Annotated in this window: 14 protein-coding genes and 1 pseudogene; 13 read left to right on the top strand and 2 right to left on the bottom strand. The window is 29.4% G+C overall.

The genetic code is table 11. The features are described from left to right. Nucleotides 1–215 (top strand): annotated as a pseudogene (locus tag ACRDBA_RS09420) (NADH peroxidase); the annotation flags it as partial. A gap of 25 nt (nt 216–240) precedes the next feature. Here ACRDBA_RS09420 and ACRDBA_RS09425 read toward each other — a convergent pair. Beyond that, nucleotides 241–957, bottom strand: coding sequence for a carbonic anhydrase (locus ACRDBA_RS09425; protein WP_438572669.1), 717 nt, complete (start codon nt 955–957; stop codon nt 241–243). Nucleotides 958–1056: 99 nt separating this feature from the next. Here ACRDBA_RS09425 and ACRDBA_RS09430 point away from each other — a divergent pair, with 99 nt between their 5' ends. Beyond that, nucleotides 1057–1527: a GNAT family N-acetyltransferase gene (locus ACRDBA_RS09430; protein ID WP_438572670.1), complete on the top strand. Its 471-nt coding sequence runs from the start codon at nt 1057–1059 to the stop codon at nt 1525–1527. 76 nt (nt 1528–1603) lie between these two features. On the opposite strand, the gene nhaC is transcribed toward ACRDBA_RS09430, so the two are convergent. Next, the gene (gene nhaC, locus ACRDBA_RS09435; protein WP_438572671.1) at nt 1604–2998 is read right to left on the bottom strand and encodes a Na+/H+ antiporter NhaC; all 1395 of its coding nucleotides are present in this window, start codon (nt 2996–2998) and stop codon (nt 1604–1606) included. 196 nt (nt 2999–3194) lie between these two features. Between nhaC and ACRDBA_RS09440 the strand changes: the two genes are divergently transcribed. The 11 genes from ACRDBA_RS09440 to ACRDBA_RS09490 all read left to right on the top strand — a co-directional run. Further along, nucleotides 3195–3743, top strand: coding sequence for a ferritin family protein (locus ACRDBA_RS09440; protein ID WP_438572672.1), 549 nt, complete (start codon nt 3195–3197; stop codon nt 3741–3743). A 298-nt stretch (nt 3744–4041) separates the two neighbouring features. Next, complete coding sequence (locus tag ACRDBA_RS09445) at nt 4042–5361, top strand: cation:proton antiporter domain-containing protein (RefSeq protein WP_438572673.1); 1320 nt, start codon at nt 4042–4044, stop codon at nt 5359–5361. 32 nt (nt 5362–5393) lie between these two features. Beyond that, nucleotides 5394–7025 (top strand): amidohydrolase, encoded by a 1632-nt coding sequence (locus ACRDBA_RS09450; RefSeq protein ID WP_438572674.1) that lies wholly within the window; start codon nt 5394–5396, stop codon nt 7023–7025. 145 nt (nt 7026–7170) lie between these two features. Next, on the top strand, nt 7171–7875 hold the full coding sequence (locus tag ACRDBA_RS09455; RefSeq protein ID WP_438572675.1) for a YczE/YyaS/YitT family protein: 705 nt from the start codon (nt 7171–7173) through the stop codon (nt 7873–7875). Nucleotides 7876–8107: 232 nt separating this feature from the next. Continuing rightward, a complete protein-coding gene (locus ACRDBA_RS09460; protein ID WP_438572676.1) occupies nt 8108–10339 on the top strand; it encodes an ABC transporter substrate-binding protein in 2232 nt (743 codons plus the stop codon). An 11-nt stretch (nt 10340–10350) separates the two neighbouring features. Next, nucleotides 10351–11226 carry a carbohydrate ABC transporter permease gene (locus ACRDBA_RS09465; RefSeq protein WP_438572677.1) on the top strand — a complete coding sequence of 292 codons (876 nt, stop codon included), beginning with the start codon at nt 10351–10353 and terminating at the stop codon, nt 11224–11226. Next, nucleotides 11227–12069, top strand: coding sequence for a carbohydrate ABC transporter permease (locus tag ACRDBA_RS09470; RefSeq protein ID WP_438572678.1), 843 nt, complete (start codon nt 11227–11229; stop codon nt 12067–12069). A 1-nt stretch (nt 12070) separates the two neighbouring features. Further along, on the top strand, nt 12071–13360 hold the full coding sequence (locus tag ACRDBA_RS09475) for an efflux RND transporter periplasmic adaptor subunit (RefSeq protein WP_438572679.1): 1290 nt from the start codon (nt 12071–12073) through the stop codon (nt 13358–13360). Continuing rightward, nucleotides 13360–14535: an ABC transporter permease gene (locus ACRDBA_RS09480; protein WP_438572680.1), complete on the top strand. Its 1176-nt coding sequence runs from the start codon at nt 13360–13362 to the stop codon at nt 14533–14535. Before ACRDBA_RS09475 ends, ACRDBA_RS09480 begins: the two co-directional genes overlap by 1 nt. A gap of 16 nt (nt 14536–14551) precedes the next feature. Then, on the top strand, nt 14552–15661 hold the full coding sequence (locus tag ACRDBA_RS09485; protein WP_438572681.1) for an ABC transporter ATP-binding protein: 1110 nt from the start codon (nt 14552–14554) through the stop codon (nt 15659–15661). A gap of 156 nt (nt 15662–15817) precedes the next feature. Next, a partial coding sequence (locus ACRDBA_RS09490) for a ferritin family protein (protein ID WP_438572682.1) occupies nt 15818–16283 on the top strand: 466 nt, incomplete at its 3' end.

Consider the following 16283-nt stretch of genomic DNA (forward strand, 5'->3'; position numbering starts at 1 on the left):
TAGGAGAGGTAGTAGTAGCAGATACAAAAGCTAACTTAAAAGCTAGAGTAGAAGCAGAATACGGAGCTACTGAAGGAAAATTAAAAATAGCTAAGAGAGCTAAAGAATTAGGATTAGATGCTATACATGATACAGTTCACGAAATGTGTAAAGATGAAGCTAGACATGGTAAAGCATTCTTAGGATTATTAGAGAGACACTTTGGAAATAAATAATATATATAATAGATGAAGCCTTGGATTATTCCAAGGCTTTTATTATTCGTACTTTGCCTGTTTCTAAATTATAGTTTGAACCGACTAAATCAACAGAGCCATTTTTTACATACTTTTGTATGATTTCATTATTACCAATAAGTTCAAGTGAGTTTTTTACATTGAAATCTGTTGCTCTTTCAACTATATCAGTTTCACTACCACCTAGTTTAAGGGCTTTTTCATAGCTTGGTGCTATTTTAGAGAGTATTTGTCCTAAGCTTCCTTTGATATCATTAGACTTAGAATTATACACCGCACCACAATCTTGATGACCCATTACCATAACTAAAGGAACCTTTAAGTTATTTACAGCAAATTCAAGACTTCCCATTACAGATTCATCTATTACATTCCCAGCTACTCGTATTACAAATATTTCTCCTAGACCTGTATAAAATATGTGCTCAGGTACAACTCTAGAATCAGAACATGTAAGTATTGCAGCATAAGGCTTTTGGCCATTCTTATATAATGATTGTCTAGTATTAGAATCAATCAAAGAGGGATTGTAAGAACCTTTGATATATTTTTCATTTCCTTGCATTAATCTATCTAGACTAGAGAGACCATTAGAGTCATTAGAAGAGTAAGTTTCAGTAGAAACATCTTCACTATTAATAGTAGAGCTAATATATGTTAGGCAAATTATAACAACTAAAGAAACTATGGTACATATAAAAGCGATAATATTCTTTTTCATAAAAACCTCCTTAAAAACTAATCTAATTTACAACAGATATAAAGTGACATATAGTATACTTGACTAAAGAGTCAATATTTATACAAGTGGGAGGATCGTATGATAATTAGGGAAATAGAAAAAAGAGATAACAAAGAAGTAGAGAATTTAATAAGAACCTGCCTAATAGAATACAAAGCAAATAAACCTGGATGTGCTTGGTCTGATCCAAACTTAGGCAACTTCTTTGAACTATACCAACCCGAAAATTCAAAATATTGGGTAGTAGAACAAGATAACAAAATTGTAGCAGGTTGTGGTATAGGTCCATTAGTAGGAATGGATAATGTATGTGAATTACAAAAGATGTATGCTTTTAAAGAAGTAAGGGGAAGTGGTATTGCAACCAAGTTACTAGAAATATCTCTAGACTTTGCTAAGCAACATTATAATCAGTGCTATTTAGAAACATTTGCGAATATGGAAAGGGCAAACAGTTTTTACTCAAAACATGGATTTACTAAATTAGATAAACCAATAATTGATACAGAGCACTATGCTTGTGATATGTGGTATATAAAGGAACTTTAGATAAAACAAAAGCCTTGAGTAAGAAATAACTTTTTAAGGGATATTTCTAATCAAGGCTTATTTTTGTATAAACTTATTATCCTATCTTCTTATTTTCATTAAACTTATTAAATACAAATATTCCTAAATAAGCAAAAGCTATAGACAGAATGGGGTTAATTAAATTGAAAAATGCAAAAGGAGCATACTCAAAAGCACTAACACCCAAACTAGCAGATATAAAAGCACCTGCAGTGGTCCAAGGTATAAGTCCTGTAGTCAAAGTAGAACCTTCTTCTATAGACCTACTCAACATACGACTATCTAGTCCCTTTTTATCATAAGCATCTTTATATAGGTTAGAATTTAATATAATGGATAAATAAGCCTCACCCATAATAGCATTGCTTAATATACAAGATGAAATAGTAAGTAAAATTAAACTACCAACTTTTTTTATATTAACTAGCACACTTTGAACTAGAATCTTTAGATACCCAACTTCATCAAGGACACCACCTAGAGAAAGAGCAATAAAAGCAAGTGAAAAAGTAGACATCATACTTTGTATGCCACCTCTTAATAATAGTGTATCAACAATTTCTATATTAGTAGGGATTTGGTATCCATTATTTATAACACCTAGAGTTTGTGATAATGTATCACCTTGAACTATTAAGCAAACTAAAGCACCAGTAATCACTCCTATAGCCATAGATATTGGAGCCGGCTTTTTCTTAATACTAAAAAGTATTACTATAAACATAGGTACAAGTGTTACTACCGATATATTAAAGGTACTAGCTAAAGTATCTTTAATTAAAGCTATTTGAGTATAATCAATACTATTTGCTCCATAATTAAAGCCAACAAAAGCATAAATTATAAGTGCGAGTATATATGATGGCACAGTTGTATATAACATTGATGATATATGATCATATAAATTAGTATTAGTAGCCGCTGCTGCTAAATTAGTGGTATCAGACATAGGTGAGATTTTGTCACCAAAAAATGCGCCAGAAACTATCATACCAGCCGTTATAGATGATGGAATTCCTAAGCTTTCACCAATACCTATAAGTGCAATGCCTACAGTAGATACTGTACCCCAAGATGTACCTGTAGCAAGTGAAGTTAAACTACATATTATAAGTCCTGCAGGTAAAAATATTTGTGGCGATAATATATCAAGTCCATAATATATTAGACTTGGTATAGTACCAGATAATATCCATACTCCAATCGTTGCACCAATTAGTATGAATATAAGTAGTGCATCATAAGCTCTAGATATGCTTTTTTTCATACTATTTACAATGTCATCCCAGGAGTAACCTTTATATAAAGTATATCCTATAGTAAAAAATAGAGACATCAATAAAATTACCTGTAAATCAACTTTCAATAATCCAATTCCAAATACGAGTATTGAAATTATTGATATAAATAGAATTAAAGAATCCTTTATAGTTATTTGTTTTGAATTCATCTTAAACACCTCGTTTCATAAAACTATATATTCCCTCTAAATCAATTCACTAATCAAAGTTTATAAAGTTTGACATATAAAACTAAAAAAATGCAAAAAACACAAAAAAATGTATAAAAAATGTTTAGACCCAAAAACGCCGGGTATATATCTAACATAATAAATTACGATGAGTAAAATTGGGAGGAATAACATTATGAAAAAGTTTGTATGTAAGCCATGTGGTTGGGTATACGAAGGAGAAACTGTACCAGAAATATGTCCAGTATGTAAAAAAGGACCAGAAGCATTTGAAGAATTACAAGGAGAAATGACTTGGGCTGACGAGCACAGAATAGGTGTAGCTGCTGGTGTAGATGAAGAAATATTAGAAGGTCTAAGAGCTAACTTCACTGGAGAATGTACAGAAGTAGGAATGTACTTAGCAATGAGTAGACAAGCAGATAGAGAAGGATATCCAGAAGTAGCAGAAGCTTACAGAAGAATAGCTTTCGAAGAAGCAGATCATGCAGCAAGATTTGCTGAGTTATTAGGAGAAGTAGTAGTAGCAGATACAAAGGCTAACTTAAAAGCTAGAGTAGAGGCAGAATACGGAGCTACTGAAGGTAAATTAAAAATAGCTAAAAAAGCTAAAGAATTAGGATTAGATGCTATACATGATACAGTTCATGAAATGTGTAAAGATGAAGCTAGACACGGTAAAGCATTCTTAGGATTATTAGAAAGACACTTTGGAAACAAATAATAAATAATAAATATTAAATTGAAAGCCTTGGATTATTCCAAGGCTTTTTTGATAGAAAATAAAATTTATATACGAATATATAAATAGGAGGAAAATTTGAGGTAATAAATAGAATCTAACAGGGAGACTGTTTAAACTAATGCATATATTTTAAAAAATATATCGTTGACAAATGGTAATTAATGGAATACCCTTAAATTAAATAGGTAGATGCAACTTTAAACTATATATAAGTTGTATCTTATATAAAATTAAGGGGAAGAATTTATCAATTAGAATATTTGGGAGGAGAAAAAATATGGATATATTAGCGTTGGTAGTAATTGCACCCATACTATTTATAGTTGGACAATTCATATCAAAAAAGACTAAAATAGCACCACCTATATTTTATTTAGCTATGGGGATACTGTTTGGAGGAAGTGCAGGTATAGTTCATATATTTGGAAATCAAGATTTGCTACCTAATATGGCAAATTATAATACTATAGCACTTTGGTTAATGTTCTTTGGAGCGGGGTTTAATATAGATTTAAATAAATTAAAAACTTCAGGTAAAGACACAATAACCCTATCATCACTACCTGTTTTTATAGAGGGGATAATAATGACAGTTATAGTGACTATAGGTGTCAAAGTATTACCACTTGGATTTGATCTTGGCTTTTGGCAAGTGATGATTATAATGATGTTATTTGCAATGGCATCTCCTGCAAATATCATACCTGCTTGTGTTGGGTACAATATGAAGGGGTATGCAGGTAAGAATAGAATAACTGACTCATTAATAACAGCATCTATATTTGATAATTTTATACCATTTCCACTTCTAGTAGTGGCATTGATTTTAACAGTAGCACCTGCAATGGGGATGGAACTTTCACCAATAATGATTACAGGGATAGTTTTTGCTGTAGTTGTAGGTTTAGTAATTGTATGTGTAATTTCTGGAGTATTAGGTGGTATAGCAGCGAAGGCTTTAAGCCCACTAAGTGATAAGGTTCATCAAAATCCAGATAATAAAAAGTTAAAGATAGCTTATACAATGATTTATTTTATAATATTTGCATTTTTATTAAACTTATCAGGACCATTGAAAAGTTTAGCTGTATTAATAATAGTGGCAATATCAGTGGGCATTAATCAAAAGGAAAAAAACAAACTAGGTTCAGTGATAGGTTTAAATTCATCTATAATATTTGCTATGTTTGGTAGTCCAATAATATTTACATATGTTGGTTCGTTAATAAACATAAGGGCGTTACTTAATCCGGTTATGTTAATATTTGGAATAACAGTTACATTTATAGCAATCCTTATAAAAGGATTTGTAACTAAGAGGATAGTGCTTAAAGATAATAGATATACAGAAGGTGAAAGAATATTTGCAGCAGCGAGTTTTGTTCCTAAGGGTATAATACTAGTAAACTTTTCATTAATACTTATGGGACCGCTTAATGCTGTAGGTCTTGGATATATTATAGATTTTATGATATTAATGGCGGCTATAAGTATAGTTGCATCAGTTCCACTTGGAATAACTTTGCTTGATAAAGCAGGAGATAAGTGGCTATTTAAAGAAGATTATAACGAGGATAGTGTTTCTGAATATGTATAAATATAAATAATTTTTTTCGGGGGTAATTTTATATGAAATCAACACTGTATTTTAACGGTAATATAATAACGATAGATGAAAAAACACCAAGTGCAGAGTGTGTACTTGTAAAAGATGGGATAATTGAATTTGTGGGTACTAAAGAAGAAGCATTAAAGTTATGTGATGAAAATACTGAAAAGAAAGATCTAGATGGCAAAACACTATTGCCTGGATTTTTAGATTCACATGGTCACTTTCTAGATTATGTACCACTATTTGGAAACTGTACTTTAGCGCCGCCTCCTGTAGGGGATGTGTTAACTAAAGAAGATATGAAAAATAAGGTTAAAAAACATATATCAGATAATAATATTCCAATAGGAAGTGTAGTTTTAGCATTAGGATATGATAATGCAGGATTTGAAAATCAAGCACATCCAACTAAATTTGATTTAGATGAAATTTCTACTGAACATGCTATTATAGTGTCTCATGCTTCAGGACATATGGGATGTGCGAACACTTTAGCATTAATTAAAATGGGATTAGATGAAAATACAGAAGATCCTCAAGGTGGAATATTTGGAAGAGTAGGAGATACAAAAGAACTTGATGGATTTATGGAAGAAACAGCATTTTTACCAAGTGTAATGCCTGTAATACCAGCACCTAAGCCAGAAGAGATAATGAAAAAATTATTATCACTTCAAGATTTCTATGCAAGTTTTGGTATAACTACTTGCCAAGATGGTATGAGTACAGCTAATTCTCTAAAAATAATAAATGGTGCTCAAGATGCTGGATTATTAAAATTAGACTATGTTTTATTCCCAGGAGTAGAGAGTGCAAAAGAGAGTGATATGGGTGTTAAAGTTTCAAATAATACTAATTACAACGGCAAAAACTTTAGAATAGGTGGGGTAAAATTATTCTTAGATGGTTCACCTCAAGGTAGAACAGCATGGTTAACAGAGCCTTATTTACCAAATGGTGAACAAGGAGAGGATTATGTTGCCTACCAAATATTTAATGATGAGCAAGTTTATGATTATATGAAGTTAGCTATATCTAACAAATGGCAACTATTAACTCATGTTAATGGAGATCGTGCTGTGGATCAATTACAAGATATATACACAAAGGTTAAAGAAGATTTAAATAGTAGTGATGATTTAAGACCTGTAGCGATTCATTCCCAAATAATTAGAGATGAGCAAATTGATAGGTATAAAGAGATAGGTATGATGCCTAGTTACTTTGTAGACCATGTGTATTTCTATGGAGATATTCATAGAGTAAACTTAGGAGATGCTAGAGCGAGTAGGATATCACCTGTTAAGTCTACTATAAATAAAGATATCAAGTATACATTCCACCAAGATACTCCAGTGTTACCACCTAATATGATGTTAACTGTACATAATGCTGTGAATAGAGTTACTAGAAAGGGTGTTATGCTAGGAGCAAGTCAAAGGATAACTCCTTATGAAGCGCTAAAGGGTATAACTATAAATGCTGCGTATCAGTATTTTGAAGAAGATACTAAAGGTTCTATAACTGTTGGTAAAAAAGCAGATTTAGTAATATTAGATAAAAATCCATTAGAAGTAGAGCCTATGACAATAAAAGATATTACTGTATTAGAAACTATAAAGGATGATAATATAGTTTATAAAAAATAATTAAATAATAAATCTAAAAGCCTTGGAATGTTCCTGGGCTTTTTTGTATGTATTTAAATTTATTATAGAATAAACAAGTGTAGTATAGTATTATAGAATAGGTGAATAAATAGTTTGAAAGTAAAGAATGTTCGGAGGATAAGAAATGTTAAATCAATTAATTAAAAAAATGCCAAGGTTAATATTTGGATTCATAATGTGCTCATTTGCAGTAGCCTTTATGATAAATGCAAATATAGGTCTATCACCATGGGATGTACTTCATGAAGGTATAGCAAAAAAATTAGGCATTACAATGGGAACGTCAACAATAGTAGTAGGTGGTGTAGTAGTATTAATAGATATCATACTAGGTGAAAACATAGGCTGGGCGACAGTACTTAATATGATACTTGTAGGACTATTCTTAGACATAATACTATTTACAGGAATAGTACCAGTAGCAAACAATGTATTTGTTGGACTTATAATGTTATGTATAGGAATGTTATTTATGGCAATCGGAATGGTACTATACATTGGATGTGGTTTAGGAAGCGGACCAAGAGATGGTATGATGATAGCACTTCAAAAAAGAATCAACAAGCCAGTAGTAGTAATAAGAGGAACGATGGAAGTAGGAGCATTAATAGCAGGATACATATTAGGTGGAAGTGCAGGTTTCGGTACGGTTATAACTGCATTAGGATTAGGATACTTTATTCAAATAGTATTTAAAATATGTAACTTCAAAAGTGAAGATGTAGTACATAGAGTTATAATAGACGATATAAATTACATAAAAGAAAAGCACAACAACAAAGCTAATAATGAAAATATTAATATGAGTGTAAAAAATAATGGAGCCTAATAAGTGCTCCATTTTTATTTACATAAAACATAAAAGAGGTGTATAAGTTAATCTTACTAATTAGTAAGATTAACTTATTTAATGTAAGCTAAGCGTAATTGAAATAACATAGATTAAAGAATATACTAAATAACATAGCAAAAGATTATTGAATTACTGTAAAAGTCTCTATAAGAGTAGAGGTTTAAATATAAATAAGTTAATATAGCTTATTATAAACTTGGAGGTAAGTATGAAAAGAATAAAGAAAAGTGTCAGTATAATAATGACTCTTATCTTTGTAATAAGTATGGTGACAGCTTGTAGCAAAGAAGAGAGTGTTACTAAAGGTGGGTATAATGAAACAGAATTAAAACTACCAGAAAATATAATAGATGTAACTTCAATTGATATATTAGAAAATGGAGATATAGCTTTAACAGGCTATGGAGAAGATTTAAAAAATCAACTTTATACATCAAAGGATAATGGAGAAAACTGGGATAAAAAGGAATTTAAGATACCAGAATTGCCAGAAGGAAGTAATATTAGAAGTATTAATATAAAAGATGATAAAAGTGCACTTCTTATATATGACATAGATTTACAAGGAGAAGCGGATTCATCAGTAACTTATGAGAGTAAAGCAATTTCAATAGATCCAAGTGGAAATAGTAAAGAAGCAGCTATAGACAAAGGCCTATTAAATAGAAGTGGTGAAGCAAAAACTGATAACAACGGAGATATATACTTACAAGATTATGAAAAAAGTAAAATAGTTAAACTAGATGGAAAAACAGGATCTGTAAAAAAAGAATACAAATATGATTTAGAAAATGTATCTAGTTGGGCTATCAATGGTAACTCTTTATTAGTAGCATCATTAGAAAAAGTAATAGAATTTGATATTGAAAGTGGACAAAACAAAGGTGATGTAAGTATAGAAAAAGAAATAATTGCATCAGACTCAAATATATATCCAGGTAAGGAGAAAGATATGTTCTACTTTGTTAATAAAGATGGAATATATTCTTATAAAATGGGAAGTAAAACACAAGATAAAATAATTGATGGTACACGTAGTGGTTTAAGCACTAATTATGTACAACAATTCATGCAAACATCAGAAGATGAATTTATGATGCTATTAAGAAATATGGAAGGCGAATGTATACTAAAAAGTTATAAGTATGATGCTGATATGGTAGTAAGCCAGGAAAAAGAAATTTCTATTTTCTCAATGTATGATTCAGAAAAAATGAGACAGGCTATTGCTATGTATCAAAAATCACATCCAGACGTACATATTAACTTAAAAGTTGGTATAGATTCTAATCAGTCAATTACTAAAACGGATGTAATAAAAAAGATTAATACAGAAATAATGGCAGGAAAAGGTCCTGATATCATTATGTTAGATGAGTTACCTCTACAGTCTTATGCACAAAAAGGGTTACTTGAAGATATTACAGATATTGTAGAAGGTGATGATGCACTACTTTCAAATGTAGTTAAAGCATCAAAATCAGCAGATGGAAAAGTTTATTCGGCTCCATTAAAATTCAATGTACCTACAATAATTGGAGAGAATGCAAGTGATATAAATACATTAAGCTCATTAGCAAAAGCTATTGAAGATATTAGTAAAAATGCTAAGGGAAGTGTTATAGATGTATTTTCGCCAGGTGAATTGGTATACTTATTATACAAGCAATCTGGAGATAACTGGATTAATAATGATAAAACAATAAATACTAAAAATTTAAGTAGTTTCTTAGAAAATACTAAAAAAATATATAGTTCAATAGAAGATAAAAATTCACCTGAAAAGGTAAAGCAACATGAAGAAATGATAGAAATGATGAAAGAATATGAACCAGATAAAAGTGCTGAAGAAATAGGTACTGAGAATATTGGTGATTACTCACAATTATTAACTAAAAATCCTACATCATTATGTATGTATAATTTTGCAAGTTTAAATGATTTAAGTATAATAGAAACAATTAAGGAATTTAATAAAAATGTATCTTATGATATATGGAATGGTGAAGGTAAAGGTTCATTAATAGCTTTAGATACTATAGGGATAAATTCAAAAAGTAGTAAAAAAGATATAGCTAAAGATTTTGTAAAAATGTTATTTAGTGAAGAATACCAAAACATAGATACAATGTCTGGTTTCCCTGTAAATAAAGCTTCATTTAAATCTAGTTTCATTCAAGATGAGAGTATATATGGACAAAGTATTGCAATGGGAGATATCGACGGAGAAATGATCGAATTTAAGATTAAAGAAATATCTCAAGGTGAAGTAGATAGCTTAATGAAAAAAATTGAGAGCATAGATACTATAATAAATCTAGATATGGAAGTATTAAGAAAAACAATAGATGAATTTGATGCATATATTTTAGGGGAAAAATCATTAGATGAGACTGTTAAAGCAATCCAAAATAAATTAGAAATATATTTATCAGAATAAAAGAGTGAAATATGTTAAAAAAACTAACAAAAACAAAAACAATGAACGAAGTAAAAATTAATAAAGCTTTATTAGGTTTTTTAATTCCAAGTTTAATAGGAGTATTAATATTTATTCTTATTCCATTTTTGGATGTAGTTATAAGATCCTTTCAAAGTGAAGTATCAAGGGAGTTTGTTTTTTTAGACAATTATATAGAAATATTCAATAATATACCTTTTAGACTAGCAGGAAAGAATACAATAAAGTTTGTACTAATATGTATACCTTTATTGCTTGGATTATCATTACTACTAGCGGTATTAATATATGATCTATTTAGATCATCAGAAAAGCTAACAACAGCATTTTTAATACCGCTAGCTATACCTATAGCATCAGTTGTACTTGTATGGAAAATTGTTTTTCATCAACAAGGAATATTAAATGGCTTCTTAATTAACTTAGAAGCCTCTGGTGTTGATTGGATGAATTCAGATTATGCTCTTTGGATATTAATTTTTACGTATATATGGAAAAATCTTGGTTACAACATCATTTTATGGATGGCTGGACTTAGCTGTATTCCAAAAGAGATATATGAGGCTGCAAAAGTAGATGGAGCTTCAAGATGGACTTCATTTAGACATATAACTATGCCTATATTACAGCCTACATTATATACAATTACAGTATTATCTTTACTAAATTCATTTAAAGTGTTTAGGGAAGCATATTTGATAGCAGGAAACTATCCAGATAAAAGCATGTATTTATTGCAACATTTATTTAACAACTGGTTTAGAGAACTTTCTTTTGGAAAAATATCAGCAGCTTCAGTAGTTATGGGTGTAATAATATTTATACTTATAATGTTTTTACAAAGAAGCTGGGAAAGAGAGAATTAGATGAAGAAGAATGTAAGTAAATTAATAATAATACTTTTAGCAATATTTATGTGCCTACCTATAATTTTAATAGTATCAGGGTCATTTATGGGGATAGATGAATTAAGAGAATGTTTAGGACCAGTATTATCAGAAGCAAAAGGGTATGTTAGGTGGGCGTTATTTCCTAAATACCCGACTATAAAATCAATAATTCAATTACTTTTAGATACACCAGAGTTTTTTGTAATGTACTGGAACTCTATAAAAATAGTTGCTTTAGTGTTATTTGGGCAAGTCTTAGTAGCTATGCCGGCAGCTTGGTCATTTGCACAATACAAGTTTCCATACAAAAGACTATTATTTACTATTTATATAGTTGTGATGCTTATGCCGTTTCAAGTAACTATGCTATCAAATTATATAGTTTTAGATAAGTTTAAGATGATAAATACACATTTAAGTTTAATAATACCTGGAATATTTTCTACTTTTCCGGTATTTATAATGTATAGATTCTTCTCTAATATACCTAGTAGTATATTGGAAGCTGCAAGAATAGATGGAGCTAGTGAAAGCAAAGTGTTTATAAATATTGGAATTCCATTAGGGATGCCAGGTATAATATCTGCAATGGTATTAGGTTTTATAGAATATTGGAATTTAATAGAGCAGCCTTTAACTTTTATAGAAGACCCAAGTCTTTGGCCTATATCTTTATATTTACCAAATATAGGTTTAGAAAATGCAGATATTGCATTTTTAGCGTCGTTAGTTACGTTACTAACATCTCTTGCAGTATTCTTTGCAGGACAAAAGTACTTAAAAGAAGGTATCTCAGCTACATCTGGAGGAGAAAAATAGGATGAAATTAAAAAGAAAGATAAATTTTAAAAAAATAGTTAACTATGAATTTAATGAAAAAGTAATTAGTCAAACCAAATCAGTTAGAATATTAGTTTATTTCTTTTCACTTATGATTATGTTTACTGTATTATCTCGTTTTTCAGACTCTTTAACAATTCCAAGAGTAGAAGTAACTAAGGGAATACAAGGGAGTATTGATAGTCAAATTACTTTAGAAGGGCAAATAGTCCAAAGTAAGGAAGAACATATTAATGTATATCCAGAATTAATAGTAGAATCTGTAGATGTATCAGAAGGAGAAAATATTAAATCAGGAGATTTACTTTTAACATTAAATGTAGAAGATATTAATGACAAAGTTTCAGAAGTGAAAAAAGAAATATCTGAAATTAATAAAAATACATCAAGAGCTAGTGAGGATTACAATATAGCCTTAAATGCGGAAAATAAGAACATTGAAAGTGCAAAGCAAGCTATGAATAGTGCAAAATCAGCCCTAGATAATTGCAATAATGAAGAAGAAAAAAAATTATTAGAGGAAGATTATAATCAAAAAAAATCTGCATACGAAACTTTAGTTAATGGTAAGGAAGCAACACTTTTAGCAAGTAAAAGAGCACTAGAGGATTCAAAAAATGAAGATGAAAAATCAAAATTAAATGTTAAGTTAAGCAAATTACAAGCAATACAAAATAATAAAGGTAAAATAACTAGTAGCAAAGATGGAATTGTAACAAGTGTTCATATAACATCAGGAGATATGACATCTAAATCAGCTGCGATTTCTATAGCAGATGAGAGTGAAGGCAATCAGTTTATAGCTCAAATGCCTAAAACATCAGAAAAAGAAGTAAGTGTAGGTCAAGATGTAATTTTAAATAGTTTAAGTAGCAGAAACTCTATTGAAGAATTAAAAGTAGATGCTATTAAAGAGAATAAGTCAAATCCTGAAACTTTAGATGTAATAGTTAAATTACCAAAAGGAAAAGGTAAAATCGGTGAGTATGCTAGTTTAGCAATTTTCAAAGAAAGTAAAAATTATTCAGTATGTGTTCCATTAGAAGCGCTTCATATTGAAAAAAATGAATACTTTGTTTTAGTTATGAACAAGAAAGATACAGTGCTTGGTAGCGAAGATGTAGCAATGAAAATTAGTGTAGAAATAGAAGAAAAAAATAGTGAATATGTAGGAATAAAGGATGGAGCATTATCTACAAGTGATGAAATAATAACAAGTTCAAATAAAAGTATTAAAAGTGGAGATAGAGTGAGAAAGGAGAGTAAATAATGCGTCATAAAAAGCACATAGTCAATATAATTATATTATGTTTAATGATTGTGTGTTTAGGATTTTCAATAGGTTATGCGAATAAATCAAAAGAAGGTAAACATATAGCCAATATTTACTCAAATAATAAGTCTCTAACTGCATATGAGATAAACAATATGCATAAATCAGAGGAAATAGAAAAGAAAAAACTATCATTTACAGGATGGAAGCAGATTGATGATGTAGAGATAGAGTACACTAATTTAAATCGGACTACAAATGTGGATGTAATCAAAGTTTGTGGAGATTCATCATTATTAATAAAAGGACCAATATTATTTTTAGATAATAAAGAAGGTTGTTTAATCGATCAAGAAACTGCTTATGAATTATTTGGTAGTACTGATGTTGTTGGACAAGTTTTAAAATATGATAATAGAGAAGTTAAAATAATAGGAATTCATAGTGGTATGAATAACACTATAGTTATGCAAACAGATTATGATTCTAAGGAGATAATGGATGCAATAGCAATTGAAGTAGATGGTAATGTGAGTAAAAGTATTAAAGAATTTAGTAATAGATACTCAATAGATAATTTTGGAGTAGATAGTAAAATTTATTATAATATAGCAAATATATTTATTATGATTTTACCATTTATAATAGCAATACTTTTATTAGTTAAATGTATTAAAGAAATATCACTAGTTAAAAGAAAGCCATTTTTATTTATTATATATATAGCATTTACAGTAGCTATATTTGCAATATTAATAAAAATAACAGGTATAGAAATAAAGATACCTTATGATCTTATTCCTAATAAATGGTCAGATTTTGGATACTGGGAAGGATTATTTAAGGAGTATACAGAAAAATTTGAAACTATATTGTATATGAAAAAATATAATATTGATATTATCAATATCCAAAGTGCTACTAAAAGTATAATGTTTAGTATTTTATCTATAATATTATTCCTTAATTTTAGAAACAGAATAAAGATAAATAATATAAAACAAGGTGCCATTATAATAAGTGTTATGTTAAGCGTTTCATTTATTGTGATAATAGGACTAGAGTATAAGTATGGTTTAGATATAAATGGACTAATGATATGGTTTATATATCCATATTATTATATAAGTATGTATATAAGTTCTGGTAGGCTTAATTCGTTAATAGAGTGACTTAAGGAGAATGAAAATGGCGGGATTGTTGTTAAATAATATAAATAAAGAGTATGAAAAAGGATTTAAAATAGTAAAAGATTTTAATTTAGAAATTAAGGATAAAGAATTTATAGTATTTGTTGGACCTTCAGGTTGTGGAAAATCAACTACGTTAAGAATGATAGCAGGACTTGAGGAAATAACAGAAGGTGAATTATATATAGATAATAAATTAATGAATAATGTAGCACCAAAAGATAGAGATATAGCTATGGTTTTTCAAAATTATGCCCTATATCCACATATGACAGTTTATGAGAATATGGCATTTGCATTGAAACTTAGAAAAACTTCAAAAGAAGAGATAGACAAGAAAGTTTTAGAGGCTGCAAAAATACTTAATATTGAAGACCTTTTAGAAAGAAAACCGAAGGCTTTATCAGGGGGACAAAGACAAAGGGTTGCTATGGGTAGAGCGATAGTTAGAAATCCAAGGGTATTTTTAATGGATGAGCCACTTTCTAATTTAGATGCTAAGCTAAGAGTTCAAATGAGAGCTGAGATATCTAAATTATATAAAAATTTAGAAACTACATTTATTTATGTAACTCACGATCAAACTGAAGCTATGACATTAGGAACAAGAATAGTAGTAATGAGAGATGGAGTTATTCAACAAATAGCATCTCCAAGGAAAATTTATGAAAAACCAGCCAATTTATTTGTCGCAAGTTTTATTGGAAGCCCACAAATAAATACGTTTAATGGTAAAACTTACGAAAAAGATGGAAAAGTATTCTTAAATATGCTAGATAAAGAATTAGAATTACCTGTTGATAAAGCTAAAATAATTAAAGATAAAAATTATCAAAATAAAGAAGTTATTGTAGGAATAAGATCAGAAAATATAAACTGCAAAGAGGATGATATAAAAAAGCATACTGGGATTGTTTTTGAATCAAAAGTTGATATATCAGAAAATTTAGGAGCTGAAACTTATATATACTTAAATGTAGAAGAAAAGACCATAATAGTAAAAACTTCAACAGATGATTATATTAAAAGTAGAGATACTATTAGATATACAATAGATTTAAATAAGATTCATATATTCGATAAGAATACAGAAGAGGCTATACTCTAGATACAATATTTTATACATAAAAAATATAAAAATATGTAAAAAAATGTTTAGACCTAAAAACCACGGGTATATATAAATTATAATTAAATAATAAAAATAAAAATTAAAATTAATTAAATTTTAAATATAACGGGTGAAATTAGGAGGAATAACATTATGAAAAAGTTTGTATGTAAGCCATGTGGTTGGGTATATGAAGGAGAAACTGTACCAGAAATATGTCCAGTATGTAAAAAAGGATCAGATGCATTCGAAGAGTTACAAGGAGAAATGACTTGGGCTGATGAACATAGAATAGGTGTAGCTGCTGGTGTAGATGAAGAAATATTAGAAGGACTTAGAGCTAACTTTACTGGAGAATGTACAGAAGTAGGAATGTACTTAGCAATGAGTAGACAAGCAGATAGAGAAGGATATCCAGAAGTAGCAGAAGCTTACAGAAGAATAGCTTTCGAAGAAGCAGATCATGCAGCAAGATTTGCTGAATTATTAGGAGAGGTAGTAGTAGCAGATACAAAAGCTAACTTAAAAGCTAGAGTAGAAGCAGAATACGGAGCTACTGAAGGAAAATTAAAAATAGCTAAGAGAGCTAAAGAATTAGGATTAGATGCTATACATGATA

The organism is Clostridium sp. (assembly GCF_051654825.1).
In the GTDB taxonomy this organism is placed as follows: domain Bacteria; phylum Bacillota; class Clostridia; order Clostridiales; family Clostridiaceae; genus Clostridium.